The 14,610-nt window shown below is 70.0% G+C and carries 15 protein-coding genes; 11 read left to right on the top strand and 4 right to left on the bottom strand.

Annotated features, from left to right (window positions below):
• Positions 1-111: 111 nt before the first annotated feature.
• A complete protein-coding gene (locus ACE3TA_RS19475) occupies positions 112-1,314 on the bottom strand; it encodes an acyl-CoA dehydrogenase family protein (RefSeq protein ID WP_374576000.1) in 1,203 nt (400 codons plus the stop codon).
• Between the two features lie 175 nt (positions 1,315-1,489).
• On the opposite strand from ACE3TA_RS19475, the gene ACE3TA_RS19470 reads away from it, so the two are divergent.
• On the top strand, positions 1,490-2,224 hold the full coding sequence (locus ACE3TA_RS19470; RefSeq protein ID WP_374575999.1) for an endonuclease/exonuclease/phosphatase family protein: 735 nt from the start codon (positions 1,490-1,492) through the stop codon (positions 2,222-2,224).
• Here the strand turns inward: ACE3TA_RS19470 and ACE3TA_RS19465 are convergent.
• Positions 2,185-3,675 (bottom strand): phospholipase D-like domain-containing protein, encoded by a 1,491-nt coding sequence (locus ACE3TA_RS19465; protein WP_374575998.1) that lies wholly within the window; start codon positions 3,673-3,675, stop codon positions 2,185-2,187. The genes ACE3TA_RS19470 and ACE3TA_RS19465 overlap by 40 nt on opposite strands.
• Positions 3,676-3,828: 153 nt before the next feature.
• Complete coding sequence (locus tag ACE3TA_RS19460; RefSeq protein ID WP_374575997.1) at positions 3,829-4,203, bottom strand: hypothetical protein; 375 nt, start codon at positions 4,201-4,203, stop codon at positions 3,829-3,831.
• Between the two features lie 173 nt (positions 4,204-4,376).
• Between ACE3TA_RS19460 and ACE3TA_RS19455 the strand changes: the two genes are divergently transcribed.
• The 3 genes from ACE3TA_RS19455 to ACE3TA_RS19445 all read left to right on the top strand — a co-directional run bounded on the left by ACE3TA_RS19455 (position 4,377) and on the right by ACE3TA_RS19445 (position 5,648).
• The gene (locus ACE3TA_RS19455) at positions 4,377-4,808 is read left to right on the top strand and encodes a PaaI family thioesterase (RefSeq protein WP_374575996.1); all 432 of its coding nucleotides are present in this window, start codon (positions 4,377-4,379) and stop codon (positions 4,806-4,808) included.
• Positions 4,805-5,014 carry a DUF1289 domain-containing protein gene (locus tag ACE3TA_RS19450; protein WP_374575995.1) on the top strand — a complete coding sequence of 70 codons (210 nt, stop codon included), beginning with the start codon at positions 4,805-4,807 and terminating at the stop codon, positions 5,012-5,014. Before ACE3TA_RS19455 ends, ACE3TA_RS19450 begins: the two co-directional genes overlap by 4 nt.
• A gap of 133 nt (positions 5,015-5,147) precedes the next feature.
• The gene (locus tag ACE3TA_RS19445; protein ID WP_374575994.1) at positions 5,148-5,648 is read left to right on the top strand and encodes a TIGR02281 family clan AA aspartic protease; all 501 of its coding nucleotides are present in this window, start codon (positions 5,148-5,150) and stop codon (positions 5,646-5,648) included.
• On the opposite strand, the gene dusA is transcribed toward ACE3TA_RS19445, so the two are convergent.
• Positions 5,592-6,650 (bottom strand): tRNA dihydrouridine(20/20a) synthase DusA, encoded by a 1,059-nt coding sequence (gene dusA, locus ACE3TA_RS19440; protein WP_374575992.1) that lies wholly within the window; start codon positions 6,648-6,650, stop codon positions 5,592-5,594. The two genes, ACE3TA_RS19445 and dusA, sit on opposite strands and share 57 nt — an antisense overlap.
• 134 nt (positions 6,651-6,784) lie before the next feature.
• On the opposite strand from dusA, the gene ACE3TA_RS19435 reads away from it, so the two are divergent.
• The 7 genes from ACE3TA_RS19435 to ACE3TA_RS19405 all read left to right on the top strand — a co-directional run bounded on the left by ACE3TA_RS19435 (position 6,785) and on the right by ACE3TA_RS19405 (position 14,298).
• On the top strand, positions 6,785-7,897 hold the full coding sequence (locus tag ACE3TA_RS19435) for a tyrosine-type recombinase/integrase (RefSeq protein WP_374575991.1): 1,113 nt from the start codon (positions 6,785-6,787) through the stop codon (positions 7,895-7,897).
• A gap of 60 nt (positions 7,898-7,957) precedes the next feature.
• A complete protein-coding gene (locus tag ACE3TA_RS19430; protein WP_374575990.1) occupies positions 7,958-8,275 on the top strand; it encodes a hypothetical protein in 318 nt (105 codons plus the stop codon).
• A 93-nt stretch (positions 8,276-8,368) separates the two neighbouring features.
• On the top strand, positions 8,369-9,295 hold the full coding sequence (locus tag ACE3TA_RS19425) for an ArdC family protein (protein ID WP_374575989.1): 927 nt from the start codon (positions 8,369-8,371) through the stop codon (positions 9,293-9,295).
• A 75-nt stretch (positions 9,296-9,370) separates the two neighbouring features.
• Positions 9,371-11,431, top strand: a complete 2,061-nt coding sequence (locus ACE3TA_RS19420; protein WP_374575988.1) for a ParB/RepB/Spo0J family partition protein — start codon at positions 9,371-9,373, stop codon at positions 11,429-11,431.
• 75 nt (positions 11,432-11,506) lie between these two features.
• Complete coding sequence (locus ACE3TA_RS19415; RefSeq protein WP_374575987.1) at positions 11,507-12,544, top strand: toprim domain-containing protein; 1,038 nt, start codon at positions 11,507-11,509, stop codon at positions 12,542-12,544.
• A gap of 226 nt (positions 12,545-12,770) precedes the next feature.
• Positions 12,771-13,703, top strand: coding sequence for a DUF2493 domain-containing protein (locus ACE3TA_RS19410; RefSeq protein ID WP_374575986.1), 933 nt, complete (start codon positions 12,771-12,773; stop codon positions 13,701-13,703).
• A gap of 106 nt (positions 13,704-13,809) precedes the next feature.
• Positions 13,810-14,298 (top strand): hypothetical protein, encoded by a 489-nt coding sequence (locus ACE3TA_RS19405; RefSeq protein ID WP_374575985.1) that lies wholly within the window; start codon positions 13,810-13,812, stop codon positions 14,296-14,298.
• The last annotated feature ends 312 nt before the right edge of the window (positions 14,299-14,610 follow it).

Genomic DNA, 14,610 nt, shown 5'->3' with positions numbered 1-14,610 from the left:
CGGGATGTCTGTTCTGGCGTCCGGTCGAAACCTACCTCGACGGCGCCTGCCTAGCGTCGGTCAAGCCCGAAATGGGCCGAACGGGAGGGCTGGACGCCCTCCCCGGGGCGATCAGAGGCCCAGCACCATCTTGGCGATGATGTTGCGCTGGATCTCGTTGGAGCCGCCGTAGATCGAGGTCTTGCGGCCGTTGAAGTAGAGGCCGTTGGCGTCCTGCAGGTAGGTCGGGCCGATCCCGGCGTTGTGGCCGATCCCGTGGCCGAACGGCGCGCCGTAGTGGCCGGCGGCCTCCAGGGCCAGTTCCTGCAGGCGCTGCTGGATCTCGGTGCCCTTGATCTTGAGGATCGAGGATTCCGGCCCCGGGCCCTTGCCGCTCGACTCGCCGGCCAGGGTGCGCAGCTCGGTGAACTCCAGCGCCGTCAGGTCGATCTCCAGCTCGGCCACCTTGCGCTTGAAGAACGGGTCGGCGAGCAGCGGGGCGCCCGCGTCCGACAGCTCGGTCGTGGCGATCTGGCGGATGCGCTCCAAGCCGCGCTTGGAGCGGGCGACGCCGGCGATGCCGGTGCGCTCATGGGCGAGCAGCGCCTTGGCGCAGGTCCAGCCCTGGTTCTCGTGGAAGACGCGGTTCTCGACCGGCACCTTCACGTTGTCGAGGAAGACGTCGTTGACCTCGTGGCCGCCCTCCAGGGTCGTGATGCGCCGCACCTCGATGCCCGGGGTCTTCATGTCGACCAGGAGGAAGGAGATGCCCGACTGCGGCTTGGAGTTCGGGTCGGTGCGGACCAGGAAGAAGCCCCAGTCGGCGAACTGGCCGAGCGTGGTCCAGGTCTTCTGGCCGTTGACCAGGTAGTATTCCTTGCCGTCGTCGCCGGTGATGCGTTCGGCCTTGGTCTTCAGGCTGGCCAGGTCCGAACCCGCGCCGGGTTCGGAATAGCCCTGGCACCACCACACCAGGCCGTCGCGGATGCCCGGCAGGAACGTCTCTTTCTGCTCCTGGGTGCCGAAGGTGTAGATCACCGGCGCCAGCATCGACACGCCGAACGGCAGGATGCCGATGGTGTCGGCGCGGGCCTGTTCCTCGGACCAGATGTACTTCTGCGTGGGCGTCCAGCCGGTGCCGCCCCATTCCTTCGGCCAGGACGGCGTGGACCAGCCCTTCTTGGCCAGGATCCGGTGCCAGGACAGATAGTCCTCCTTGCCGAGCGTCTCGCCGCGGTCCTGCTTGTCGCGCAGGGCCTTGGGATAGTTCTCAGCGATGAACCGGCGCGCCTCCTCTCGGAACGCGATGTCTTCGGGCGAAAAGTCGAGGTTCATGAATGGCTCCCAAGCGGCGCTTCTTTCGGCGGCGCGGACCATAGGCGGAAGGCGGACGCTTGGGAAGATGACGCTAACGTCAACGTAAGGCGTTTCCTGCGATCGGCGCGCACAACCGCTTGCAGGCGAAGAGCCGCTTGCATCGCAAGGCGGTCCGGCCCACCACTGCGCGCCCATGCCGCGCATCCTCACCTACAACGTCCACCGCTGCGTCGGCGTCGACCGCCGCCTGGACGTGGCCCGGGTGGCCGAGGTGATCGCCAGGCTCGAGCCCGACATCGTCGCCCTGCAGGAGCTGGACGTCGGCCGGCTGCGCACCAACGGCGTCGACCAGGCCCACGAGATCGCCCGCCGGCTGGACATGGCCTTCCACTTCCACCCGGCGCTCAGGGTCGAGGAGGAGCTCTACGGCGACGCGGTGCTCACCCGCCTGCCCGAGCGCAAGGTCAAGGTCGGCGCCCTGCCCGGCCACCCGCGGATCGCCGCCCTGGAGCCGCGCGGCGCCCTGTGGATCGAGGTCGAGGTGGGCGGCGCGCCCGTGCAGGTCATCAACACCCACCTGGGGCTGGTGCCGCGCGAACAGCACCTGCAGGCGGCGCACCTGGCCGGCCCCGCCTGGCTCGGCGATCCGCGCTGCGAGGGCGCGACGATCCTGCTGGGCGATTTCAACGCCACCAGTTCCTCGGTGGTCTACCGGGCGCTGACCGCCCGGCTGCACGCCGCGCGCAAGCTGTCGCCGCGGCCCTCGCCCAACGCCACCTTCCCCTCGACCTTCCCGATGCTGCGGATCGACCACCTGTTCGTCAGCCGGCAGATCGTCGTGCAGGACGTCTTCGCCCCGGCCGATCCGCTGACGCGCGTGGCGTCCGATCACTTGCCGCTGGTGATGGACTTCGATGTCGCCGCCTGATCGTGGGCCGGCGCCGACAGGGCCCTGAGCGCCGCGCGGACCCGCGCCCTGCGCCGCCACGGCCGCCAACTGTCGGCCACGCCCAGGGGATCGCCCAGGTGCGAGACGGCGATGAAGTCGCCCAGCGGCGTCATGTTCCGCGTCGGGATCGGCGAGAGCCGCCGGGCGTCGTTGAGCGCCTCGATGGCGCCGATCAGGCCGTCGCGCTCCAGCCGGGCCTTGGCGACCGCATCGCCCGTGCAGCCCAGGAAATGGCCCACCAGCCGGTCGCGCAGCGCCGACAGGGCCATGCGCGCGGTCTCGTCCGGCGCCTCGACCAGCAGCTCGCACTCGGTGTCGAAACCGCCCGAGCGGTTGTTGAGGTTGGCCGAGCCGACCCAGGCGATCCGGTCGTCGATCACCGCCAGCTTGGAATGCACCACGATCTTCCGCCCGCCGGCGGTGTCGGGGAAATAGGCGCGGAAGCGGCCGTAGCGGTCCGCCGCGTGCAGGCGGCGCAGCATCACCGCCCGCGCCCGGTCCATGGTCAGTTGGTCGAACCAGCTCGGACTGCGGCCGGTGGAGACCAGCACCACCTCCGGCCCGTCCGGCTCGGCCAGGCGATCGGCCAGCGCCTTGGCCACCACCGGCGAGGTGAAATACTGGTTCTCCAGGTAGATGAGCCACTTGGCGCTGGCGATGGCCGCCAGATTGGCCTGGCGCAGCTCGGCGACCTCCGGCTCGCCGCGCCAGGCGGGCATGGTCCGCGCGATGGCCACGTCCACGTCGCGAAGATGCGCCGGGATCTGCGCCGGCCAGCATTCGCCGCCGCCTTCGACGGGCGACAGCTCTTCGCCGGTCGCCCGCGTCCAGCGGGCCCGGGCCAGGTCGCCCAGGGCGCGGGCGGCCTCGCCCTCCACCATCATCATCACGTCGTGACGCGGCGGATGCAGCACGTGGGTGGGCATGATCCGGCGCGGATCGTCGTCCAGGTGGCCGGGCGTGTCCCAGCGGTCCACCCCCAGGTCCGCGCCGCCGCAGAAGGCCACCTTGTCGTCGACCACCAGCACCTTCTGGTGATGGCAGCCGCCCAGCGGCACCGCGGCGTCCAGGCGGAAGCGGATGCGCGAGCCGCGGAACCATCCCCTGGCCCGGTGCGGGAAGAAGTCCTGCGAGGCGCTGATCGGCAGGGCCGAACGCCAGATCAGCAGCCGGATGTCCAGGTCCGGCCGCGCCCGCGACAGGCTCAGCAGAATGCGGCCGATCTCGTCGGGATCATGGTCGCCCTCGCTGCCGTCCGGGAACAGGCGCGTGCGCGGGTCGAACCCCCAGCCCAGCAGCAGCACCGAGCGCTGCGCGCGGCGCAGGGCCTCGAACACCGCGGTGAAATAGGACTCGGCGTCCACAAGGAAGGCGGCTCGGGACGCGCGCGCCTTGCGCCAGTGCGTCTCGCCCGGAATCAGGATCGTCATGTCCTCCCGACTATAGGGCCTGCGCAACAAAAAGACGGCGCGTCCGCAACGGACGCGCCTTGAAAGTTAGCGACAGCGGCTCGACGCCAGGGGGTCCGGCGTCGGACCGGATTTGGCGGGGTGGGGCCCCGCCAAAAGGGGTGCGGGAAAGGGTCAGTTCTGCAGGGTCTCGCCGCCCTTCGCGCTGGCCGTGGCCGCGGGCGAGGCGCCCATGTAGGCCATGCAGGGGCCGGTCAGCTCGGCGTTGAGGCGATCGCGGCTGTCCTGGTAGCGCGCCTCGCGCTTGGCCTTGGTCTCCTCGATCTGGGCGCGCTGCAGGACGACGACCGACCGCGTCGGCTCGGCCGCCTTCAGGTAGGAGTCCAGCGCCTTGGAATCGACCGGGCTCAGCTTGCCCGAGGCGTCGAGCCCGCGGCAGCGGCTGGCCTTCAGGTAGTCCATGTCGGTGACCTGGCCGGCGGCGAGCGCCGCGCCGGAAGTGGCGGCGATCAGGCCCACGGCGGCGATGGCGGTGGCTACGGTGCTCATGGCGTTGCTCCCTCGAATTTCGATGAGGGGAAACTGCTCGCCACCCGACAGTTCTTCAAATGAATTCGAGGCAATAATATCGCCAAGACATTAATAATCATCCATGTCGTTAAAGTGTAAATCAAGCAACATGAAGACCTTGTAATGTTCGTCCCGTCGGGGCATGAGACGGCATGGTCGATCTTACGCTCAAGCTCGACGCCGAGGGCGTCAACCAGTTGCTCCAGCGCGCCTTCCCCGAGGCCGCGCCCGACCAGATGCCCCGCGTGCGCGTCGCCGAGCCGGGCCGCGTGCGCATGGTGCGCGCCTACGGTCCGGGGATGCTGCGCCCCGGCGGCGTGATCTCCGGGCCGACCCTGATGAGCCTGGCCGACACCGCCGCCTACGCCCTGGTGCTGGCCCACCGGGGCGAGGAGCTGATGGCGGTGACGAGTTCGCTGGTGATTAACTTCCTGCGCGGCGCGGCGCCCGGCGACATCCACGCCGACGCCGACCTGCTGCGCCTGGGACGCCGCTCGGCGGTGTGCGACGTGCGCATCTGGACCGAGGGTCCCGAGCGGCTGGCGGCCCAGGCCACGGTGACCTACGCTCTGCCCCAGTCATGACCGATCGTCCCCCCGCCCCCATCAAGACCCCCTGCGTGAAGGTCTGCGTCGTCGACGGCGAGAGCGGCCTGTGCATGGGCTGCTATCGCGCCCTGCCCGAGGTGGCCGGCTGGGCCAGGCTCAGCGAGGCCGAGCGCGAGGCGATCATGGCCGAGCTGCCCTCGCGCCGCGCCCGCATCCGCCCCGAAAAGCTGGCGATGTTCTGAGGCCGGAACGCGCGCTCAACCCCCGCTCGGATTCGGCCGCGACCTGATTCACCGGTTGCAAACCCCGCCCGGCCTATTGTGACCGCAATGGGGCCGAGAACGGTCCAGGCCTTTGATGGGGCGGGGTGTCGAAATGCTCAGGTTCACGGCGCTAGCCGTCACGGCCGCGGTGTCGGCCTATGGCGCGGCCAAGGCTGTGGTGGTGCTGGATGGGCGCGACGCCCATCCGCCGATGCGCGCGGCGGTCGCGCAGGTCGATCCGGGCGGCTCCGCCGCGTCGGTGACCAAGGCCGTCGACGGCCACTATTGGGCCGAGGCCAAGGTGGACGGCAAGGCCGTGCGCTTCCTGGTGGACACCGGCGCCAGCGCCGTGGCGCTCACCCGCCAGGACGCCGAACGCCTCGGCTTCGACGTCAAGGATCTCAACTACGCCTACCGCGTGACCACGGCCAACGGCCAGACGCGCGCCGCGGCCGTGAAGCTCGCCTCGGTGTCGATCGCCGGCGCGCGCATCGACGACGTCGAAGCCCTGGTGATCGAGGACGGCCTGGACGCCTCGCTGCTGGGCATGACCTACCTAGGCCGCCTCTCCGGCTTCGAGGCCACCCCCACCACCCTGATCCTGCGCCCCTAGGTCGCGCGCCGCCGACACGGCCTCCAGCGCCGCGTCCAGCACCTCCAGGCCCGCGCCGGGCTTGACGCCGTGGACGGTCAGGATCCGCCGCCAGGCCCTGGCGCCCGGCCGGCCGTGGAACAGCCCCAGCATGTGCCGGGTCATCGCCGCCAGGTGGACGCCGCGCGCGAGCTCGCCGGCCATGTAGGGCCGATAGCGCTCCACCGCCTCGAACGGGCCGACGTCCGCCGCGTCCTCGCCGAAGATGCGCCGGTCGGCCGCGCCGAGGATGTCGGGGGTGTGATAGGCCGCCCGGCCCAGCATCACCCCGTCCACGTGCTCCAGGTGCGCCTTCGCCTCGTCCAGCGAGGCGACGCCGCCGTTGATCGAAACGTGCAGGCCGGGCCGCTCGCGCTTCAGCCGGTAGACCAGCGGATAGTCCAGCGGCGGCACGTCGCGGTTCTCCTTGGGTGACAGGCCCTTCAGCCAGGCCTTGCGCGCATGGACGATGAAGACGCTCACGCCGGCCTTGGCGCACAGGTCCACCAGCGAGAACAGGCTCTCTTCCGGGTCCTGGTCGTCCACGCCGATCCGGCACTTGACCGTGGCCGGAACCTTCACCGCCGCGTTGATCGCGGCCATGCACTCGGCCACCAGCTCCGGCTCGCGTATCAGGCAGGCGCCGAAGCGGCCGGACTGCACCCGGTCTGACGGGCAGCCGACGTTGAGGTTGATCTCGTCGTAGCCCAGGTCCTCGCCGATCCTGGCCGCCTGCGCCAGCTCGGCCGGTTCGGAGCCGCCCAACTGCAGCGCCACCGGATGCTCGGCCGGGTCATAGCCCAGCAGCCGCTCGCGATCGCCGTGCAGCACCGCGCCGGTGGTCACCATCTCCGTATAGAGCAGCGCCCGCGCCGACAGCACCCGATGCAGGCTGCGGCAATGCCTGTCGGTCCAGTCCATCATCGGTGCAATGGAGAGCCGAGAAGCGTACTGCGTCGTATTTTGTCGTAGTTTTTCAGTCACTTCTTCGTTTGCTCGTTCAAATCATTTTGGCCGATTATGGCTCATGTTGTACCATTTTTCGGCCTTAGGTACTGCAATGCAGTACCATCGACGTTCATGTTGTACCGCGTCCCGCCAGCAGATTGGACAGATCGATGGGAACGATTGTCGCCCGGAAACGGAAGGACGGATCAACGGGGTACAACGCCCAGCTGGTCATCAAGCGCGGCGGCGTCATTGTCCATCGTGAAACCCGCACGTTTGACCGCCGCCAGGCGGCCTCCGCGTGGCTGGAACGGCGAGAGTCCGAGTTGGGCAGGCCGGGCGGCCTCGAGCGCGCCAAGATCGAGGACCCGAAGCTCGCGACTGTCATCGATCGCTATGTCGACGAGTCCCTTAAGGCCATCGGGCGAACCAAGGCGCAGGTTCTGAAGGCGATCAAGACCTACGACATCGCCGAGATGCGTTGTTCGCAGATCGGCAGCCCGCATGTGATCGCCCTCGCCCGGAGCTTGGCCGCAAAGGTTCAGCCCCAGACCGTAGCCAACTATCTGTCTCACCTGGGCGCGGTGTTCGCCATTGCCCGGCCCGCCTGGGGATATCCGTTGGACCCGCAGGCGATGAAAGACGCCTTCATCGTCGCCAAGCGGCTTGGTCTCACCACCAAGAGCCGCGAGCGTGACCGGCGCCCCACGCTGGATGAGCTGGACAAGCTGCTGACGCACTTCGGCGAGCGCCAGAAGCGGCGGCCCCGCTCATCGCCGATGCAGAAGATCATCGCCTACGCGCTGTTCTCGACCCGACGCCTCGAGGAGATCACGCGCGTCGAATGGACGGGGCTCGACGAAGTGGGCAGCCGTATCCTGGTCCGCGACATGAAGAACCCTGGCGAGAAAATCGGAAACGACGTCTGGTGCGACCTGCCCGAGACAGCGCTCCGCATCGTTCAGTCGATGCCGCGCAAGACCGCCGAGATCTTCCCCTACAGCGCCGACGCGATTGGCGCGTCGTTTACGCGCGCCTGTCAGTTCCTCGGCATCGAGGACCTGCATTTCCACGACCTTCGTCATGATGGCGTCTCGCGGCTCTTCGAGATGGGGCTGAACATCCCCCATGTCGCCGCGGTTTCAGGCCACCGCTCCTGGTCCAGTCTCAAGCGCTATACGCACCTGCGGCACACTGGCGACAAGTACGCCGGGTGGAAATGGCTGGAAGTCATGACTGCGAACCCTGCCGACCCTCAGGGTAATGGTCGCCGAGCCGCCTAGGAGCCCGCGCAAGCTACAGCTGCGAACGGGGTGCTCTCCGCGGCGACGGCCTGCTATCTAATGGCCGTGCAGCCCATCATGGACCTTCGTGGCGCGTCAGGCGCTATCTATCGCTTCCGCCTGGCCCAGCCGGACGCGCTGCCGAACGCCGCCGGCAACTTCGTCTGTCTTGTCGCGGCGCAGGACGGCGACAGGGTCGTCACCTGCGGAGCGACGACGAGCCTCGCCACGGCGGCCGCAGCTTGGAAAGCCGCCGCCCGGGACGGCGCCACCCACCTCTTCATTAGGCTGAACGTCGCCCGGCAGGTGCGGACGGTCGAGCACGACGATCTCGTCTCGGCCCTCAGCCCTGCGCGTGTCATCTCCGATCCCGGCTGAATGGCGCGGCGACAGAGTTAGAGGGGCTGGGCGCCTTCGTGACGGGTTCGTGGCTGCGAGGGAGGCTCGCGGCGCCCGTCGCGGAGACGTGCGATGGCATCCCCCACTGCTCAGGCGCGCGCCGGCCAAGGCCGCGCGAGCCTCTATCAGGAGATCACTGACAAGATCATCACCGAGTTGGAGGCCGGCCGGCTTCCCTGGGTCCAGCCTTGGCGCGGAGGCGCCAAGACGCCCCTCGCCATGCCGATCAATGCGACAAGCGGGCGACGCTATTCCGGGATCAATGTGCTCATCCTATGGCAGGCCCTGGCGGACTTCGGCTTCCGCAGCCCGGCGTGGCTGACGTTTCGCCAGGCCCTCGCCACGGGCGGCGCCGTCCGCAAGGGCGAACATGGCGTGACGGTCGTCTACGCCGACCGCTTCACGCCGGATGCCGAACGCCGCCGCGCCGAGCGAGAGGGCGGCGCGCCGGACGCTGTGTTCTTCCTCAAACGCTTCACGGTGTTCAACATCGACCAGTGCGAGGGCCTTTCCGACCAGGTCGCCCCACCGCCAAAGCCAATCCCGCCGGGCCTCCTCCTGCCGCAAGCCGAGGCCCTGATCGGCGCCACTAGGGCCGATTTCCGGATCGGCGGCGACCGCGCCTTCTACAGTCCGACGCACGATTATGTGCAGGTGCCGCGACCGGACGCCTTCTTCGAGCCGATCAATTGGCATCGCACGGCCCTGCACGAGCTCGGCCATTGGACCGGGCATGGCTCTCGCCTCAGTCGCGATCAGTCCGGCCCCTTCGGCTCGGCCTCCTACGCCAAGGAGGAGCTAGTGGCCGAGATGGCGAGCGCCTTCGCCTGCGCCTCACTCGGCATCGTCCCTACCGTGCGCCATGCGGACTACCTGGGCGCCTGGCTCGAGATTCTCCGCGGCGACAACCGCGCCATCGTCCGCGCGGCCAGCTCAGCGTCGAAGGCCGCGGATTTCCTGCTCGGCTTCCAGCCGGCGGCGGCCGGCCGTGGGGAGTGAGAGGGCGGGAAGGGCTTCATGACGGGTCGAAGGCCGAGAGAAAGGCTCCCGGCCGGCCCGTCATGGAGATCCACCATGACCAAGGTCCAGAAGATCCAGCTCTCCAGCTCGCGGGACATCCCGTTCGACAAGCTGGTGCTGAGCCAAGCCAATGTCCGGCGCATCAAGGCCGGCGTCTCGATCGAGGAGCTCGCCGAGGACATCGCCCGGCGCACCCTGCTGCAGAGCCTCACCGTGCGGCCGGTGCTCGACGCCGACGGCGCTCCCACCGGCATGTTCGAGATCCCCGCCGGCGGGCGGCGTTACCGGGCGCTCGAGCGGCTGGTTAAGCAGAAGCGTCTGGCCAGGAATGCGCCCGTCCCCTGCGTGGTGCGCGAAGTCGGCCTGGCTGAAGAGGACAGCCTGGCGGAGAACGTCCAGCGCGCGCCGTTGCACCCGCTCGACCAGTTCCGCGCCTTCCAGGCGCTGCGCGAGAAGGGCAAGTCCGAGGAGGAGATCGCCGCGGCCTTCTTCGTCTCGGCCGGGGTGGTGCGCCAGCGGCTGCGCCTGGCCGCGGTCTCGCCGCGCCTGCTCGAGGTCTATGCCGAGGACGGCCTCAGCCTCGACCAGTTGATGGCCTTCACCGTCAATCCGGATCACGAGCGCCAGGAGCAGGTCTACGACGCGTTGTCGCGGACCTATTCCAGGGAGCCCTACCAGATCCGGCGGCTGCTGACCGAGGGCGCGGTGCGGGCTTCCGACCGGCGGGCCCAGTTCGTCGGCGCGGCTTACGAGGAGGCCGGCGGCGCCATCATGCGCGACCTCTTCCAGGGCGACGACGGCGGCTGGCTGCAGGACCCCGCCCTGCTGGAGCGGCTGGTGGTCGAGCGGCTCGATCTCGAGGCCGAGGCCCTGCGCGCCGAAGGCTGGAAGTGGACCGAGGCGGCCGTGACCTTCCCCTATGGCCACACGCTCGGCCTGAGGCGGCTCAGCGGCGACATCGTCGCGCTGAGCGATGAGGAGGTCGCCACCCGCGACGCGCTGAAGGCGGAGTACGAGCGGCTCGAAGAGACGTGGGCCGAGACCGAAGACCTGCCCGTCGAGGTCGACGAGCGCTTCGGCGAGATCGAGGCGGCTCTGGAGGCCCTGCAGGACCGCCCGGTGCTCTACGCGGCCGAAGACGTGGCGCGGGCTGGCGTCTTCGTCAGCATCGACGCGGGCGGCGGCCTGCACGTCGAACGGGGGTTCGTGCGCCCGGAGGACGAGGCGCCGCCTGCCGCGGAACCCGGCGCCGAGGCCGATGGCGGCTCGGCGGACGACGATGGCGCCGAAAGCGAGCATGATCGCGCCGCAGCTCCGGTCGCGGCCGGCGAGCCGGACGAGGCTGACGAGGGCCTGCGCGCCCTGCCCGACCGTCTGGTGGCCGAGCTCACCGCCCACCGCACCCTGGCGCTGCGTGACGCCCTGGCCGGCGATCCCCACATCGCCTTCGTGGCCGCCCTCCATGCGCTCTGCCTGAAGCTGTTCTACCGCTTCTCGGCCGACACCTGCCTGGAGATGGACGCCAAGAGCGCGGGGTTCGCCGCCCAGGCGCCGGGCCTGGCGGAGACCGCTTCGGCCCGGGCGGTGGAGGCGCGTCACCACGCCTGGGCCGACCACCTGCCCAAGGAGCCGGCCGAGCTATGGGAGACGCTCGGCGGCTGGGAGGACGACAGCCGCCAGGCGCTCTTCGCGCACTGCGTCGCGCTGACCGTCAATGCGACGATCGAGCCCTACAACCGCCGGCCCAAGGCCATCGCGCACGCCGACCGCCTCGCCGAGGTCCTGCGCCTCGACATGGCCGCCGCCGGCTGGGCGCCGACGGCCGGAACCTATCTCGGTCGGGTGACCAAGGCCCGCATCCTGCTGGCCGTGCGCGAGGCCAAGGGCGCGGCGGCGGCGAGCCGGATCGAAGCCTTCAAGAAGGACGACATGGTCGCCGAGGCCGAGCAGCTCCTGGCGGGATCCGGCTGGCTTCCGGAGCCCCTGCGGACGTCGGGCCTGCCGGCGGACGTGAAAACGGCGGCTGCAGCGAACGAACCGGTCGTCGACCCGGACGACGCGACGGCCGAAGCTGACGACCATTCGGCAGCCCCCCACGCACACGCCGCCGAATAGGCCGAACTCCCCCCTTCGGCCTCGAGGGGCCCGCCGTCCGGCGGGCCCCTCTGTCTTTGCAGGAAGGTCCACTACATGGCTCAAGACGCCTCCGAGCTGGCCCGTCGCCTGGCGCGTGACGCCGAGGCGGTCTGCCGGCGCTATCTGTCGAACGGCCGCCGCGAGGGCGCCTATTGGCTCGTGGGTGATCTTTCCAATCGGCCCGGGCGCAGCCTCTATGTCCGCCTCTCCGCACCCGGTGATGGCGAAGGCGTCGGCAAGTGGACCGACGCGGCCACGGGCGAACACGGCGACCTGCTCGATCTCATCGCCCTCCGCCAAAACCTGCCGCGGTTGCGCGACACCCTGGACGAAGCGCGGCGGTTCCTCGCGCTGCCGCCCATGGTCGAACCCTCACCTGTCCCATCGGCGCGCCAGGCGTCACGCGGTTCGGCCGAGGCGGCGCGGCGATTGTTCGCCATGGCCCGGCCCTTCCGCGGCACGCTCGCGGAGACCTATCTGCGTCGTCGTGGCCTGAGCGATCTCGCCGACTGCGCTGCCCTGCGCTTCCACCCGCACTGCTACTATCGCGCTGGGCCGGACGACCGACCCGACACGCCGTCCGCCGCGCCAGCCCTGCTGTGCGCCGTGACCGACCTTTCGGGTCGCCAAACCGGCGTCCTGCGCACCTGGCTTGATCCTGCGAGCGCCGACAAGGCCGAGCTCGCCTCGCCGCGCCGCGCGATGGGCGAGCTCCGCGGCTATGGGATCCGGTTCGGTTCAGCGACCTCCGTCCTGGCCGCCGGCGAAGGCGTCGAGACCCTCCTCGCCCTCCGTCAGGCCGCCCCGCGGCTGCCGATGGTGGCCGCCGGCTCGGCGGCGCATCTCGCGGCGCTCATCCTGCCGTCGGGCCTGCGCCGGCTCTATCTGGTTCGCGACAATGACCCAGCCGGACACCAGGCAGTCGCGCGACTGGCCCGGCGCGCGCAGGGCCAGTGCGTCGAGACCATGGTGCTGGCGCCCAGCCTTGGCGACTTCAATGACGACCTGCGCCGGTTCGGCCGCCGGACCTTGGCCGACCGCGTTCGCTCGCAGACGGCCCCGGAGGATCGCTGGCGCTTGCTCCAAACGTGAACTCAGCCGCTGCTCGTGACTGCCGCCGGTGTGGCGGCGTCGACCGCGCGGCGCGGTCCCCGCGGCCTTCTAGAGGGCGATCTGACGGCGGCCGGCCAGCCCCCGCAACGGCTCGCGCCGTCCTCCGCTCCGCTGCGGCCCTAGGGGTGCGGGGTCCCGCCGGCCGCCTGGAGGGGATCGCCACGAAGGCCGCGATGGGCGCGGCCACCCCGTCAAGGCCGACCCCATGACCTACGACCCTCACCTCAACGACCTCGAACCCGACCACGAGTCCTCGCCCACCGGACGGCTCCTTGAAGACCTCGTGCTTTATGGCCACCGGACCACCGACGACGAGACCGATCCTCGCCCGGCGCCTGACGCCAACGACATAACCGCGGCCCTCACCGACATCTTCGACGCCCTAGTCGCGACAATGGCGGACACCGTCCTCGAACCCGATCTCGGCCCCCTCCTGTGGTCGACCGTGAACCTTTTCCATCAGGCCGCAGCGCGGGTCCAGACCCGCCTCGACCTCAACGAAGACGCGCAAAAGCGCAGCCAACGGGAGCAGGACGGCTCAGAGGTGCGCTCGACGACGCTGGAGCGGCTGCTCGCCGAGGGCCGAAACCTGCTCGACCGTCGCGACGGCCTGGAGGCGTTCCGCGAACAGGCCGCAGAGTTGCACCAGATGCACCTAGGCGCGCCTTGGACGCCGCGGGCCGGCTCGCGGGTCAACCATCGCACCCTCACCGCCGCTATGATCGACAGCCGCGATTTCCTTGCGGCCAAACGGCATGCCGAGACCGCCCCGCTGTTGCCGCCTGGGCCCAAGGTCGCCGTCACCGGCGGCTCTGGGTACAATGACCACGGCCGGATTTGGGCGCTGCTCGACCGGGTCCTAGCGCGACATCCTGACATGGTCCTGCTGCACGGCGGCACGCCGACAGGGGCCGAGCGCATCGCCGCCTGCTGGGCCGAGGCGCGGCAGGTCCCGCACATCGCCTTCCGGCCCGATTGGAGCCGCCATGGCAAGGCCGCGCCGTTCAAGCGCAACGACCGCATGCTGGAACTGATGCCGATCGGCGTCCTGGCCTTTCCAGGCAGTGGCATTAACGCCAACCTGGCCGACAAGGCCAAAGCGCTGGGCCTGCCGGTCCGCCGGTTCGATGGCGGTTAGCCGCCTCCATCGGACCAGACAGGCGAAGGCCTATCTGCTAGTCTGTCGACGCGCCGCGGTGGTGGTGGAGGCGCGTCGGAACATCCTTGTCCCGGAGCCCACCACCATGATGCTTCTCGCCCTCCTCATGGGCGGCGTCGGCCTGATCCTGCTCGGTCGCTTCGCCGCCCGCCTCGCCGTGCACGCCGGGCCGCTCTTCGCCGGAGCCGCCGCGGGCGGCGCCTTTCACGCGCACGGCGTCGACCTGGCCGCCGCCATCGGCCTGGGCGTCCTCGTCGCCATCTCCGTCCTGGCGCTTGCCCATCTGCTGATGCAGCTCGTCCGATCGTCGAGCCGTCGCGTGGCTCTCGCCGCCCTCTTCGCGGGGCCCGCCGCGTTTGCCGGCTATCACCTGCTCCACGGCGTCGCCGCATTGCTCCTCACGTCCGAGATGGATCGGCAGCTGCTGGGTCTGGTCGGCGGCGCGATGGCCGCGGCGTCGGCCTGGGCGCAGATGATCCGGCCGATGGTCGACCACGGCGCCGCCCCGGAGCCGCCCTTGTCTCCAGAACCGCCGACCTCCGGACCGCCCACGTTCGCGCCTCATCGTCGATAGGACACCACGAGACTTGCTGGGTCGGTCGGGGCCGTGAGCGACCGAAGGGGTGGGGTCGCGCCCGCGGCTGAACGGTCAAGGGCCAGCGTCTCGTGCGACCGACCTCGTGGGGTGACGGTCGGCGTTGGGCGGGACATCGGCGCCGGACACGGCGGCGCCAGCCTAACGCTTCGCGCGACGCGCCCTGTCCGCCCGGCTCCGGCTGGGCGATGTGAGGCCTCGAAATCTCCGGCGGACGGTCAGGGGGCCCCGCCCCCATCGCGGTCCCCTTGGATGGCCAGATCTGGCCCAGGGCCGGGCTTCGCCCCGCTC

Source organism: Phenylobacterium sp., assembly GCF_041916435.1.
In the GTDB taxonomy this organism is placed as follows: Bacteria; Pseudomonadota; Alphaproteobacteria; order Caulobacterales; family Caulobacteraceae; genus Phenylobacterium.
Note: the sequence above shows the minus strand (reverse complement) of the source record. Positions and strands in the feature narration are given on the sequence as shown.

What these genes read in the sequence shown, in the direction of transcription:
- ACE3TA_RS19455 (WP_374575996.1), top strand. Translation starts at nt 4,377, where the DNA reads ATGGTCGATCTTACGCTCAAGCTCGACGCCGAGGGCGTCAACCAGTTG.
- ACE3TA_RS19470 (WP_374575999.1), top strand. Translation starts at nt 1,490, where the DNA reads ATGCCGCGCATCCTCACCTACAACGTCCACCGCTGCGTCGGCGTCGAC.
- ACE3TA_RS19460 (WP_374575997.1), bottom strand. Translation starts at nt 4,203, where the DNA reads ATGAGCACCGTAGCCACCGCCATCGCCGCCGTGGGCCTGATCGCCGCC.
- ACE3TA_RS19405 (WP_374575985.1), top strand. Translation starts at nt 13,810, where the DNA reads ATGATGCTTCTCGCCCTCCTCATGGGCGGCGTCGGCCTGATCCTGCTC.
- ACE3TA_RS19445 (WP_374575994.1), top strand. Translation starts at nt 5,148, where the DNA reads ATGCTCAGGTTCACGGCGCTAGCCGTCACGGCCGCGGTGTCGGCCTAT.
- ACE3TA_RS19410 (WP_374575986.1), top strand. Translation starts at nt 12,771, where the DNA reads ATGACCTACGACCCTCACCTCAACGACCTCGAACCCGACCACGAGTCC.
- ACE3TA_RS19425 (WP_374575989.1), top strand. Translation starts at nt 8,369, where the DNA reads ATGGCATCCCCCACTGCTCAGGCGCGCGCCGGCCAAGGCCGCGCGAGC.
- ACE3TA_RS19435 (WP_374575991.1), top strand. Translation starts at nt 6,785, where the DNA reads ATGGGAACGATTGTCGCCCGGAAACGGAAGGACGGATCAACGGGGTAC.
- ACE3TA_RS19475 (WP_374576000.1), bottom strand. Translation starts at nt 1,314, where the DNA reads ATGAACCTCGACTTTTCGCCCGAAGACATCGCGTTCCGAGAGGAGGCG.
- ACE3TA_RS19415 (WP_374575987.1), top strand. Translation starts at nt 11,507, where the DNA reads ATGGCTCAAGACGCCTCCGAGCTGGCCCGTCGCCTGGCGCGTGACGCC.
- ACE3TA_RS19465 (WP_374575998.1), bottom strand. Translation starts at nt 3,675, where the DNA reads ATGACGATCCTGATTCCGGGCGAGACGCACTGGCGCAAGGCGCGCGCG.
- ACE3TA_RS19450 (WP_374575995.1), top strand. Translation starts at nt 4,805, where the DNA reads ATGACCGATCGTCCCCCCGCCCCCATCAAGACCCCCTGCGTGAAGGTC.
- ACE3TA_RS19420 (WP_374575988.1), top strand. Translation starts at nt 9,371, where the DNA reads ATGACCAAGGTCCAGAAGATCCAGCTCTCCAGCTCGCGGGACATCCCG.
- ACE3TA_RS19430 (WP_374575990.1), top strand. Translation starts at nt 7,958, where the DNA reads ATGGCCGTGCAGCCCATCATGGACCTTCGTGGCGCGTCAGGCGCTATC.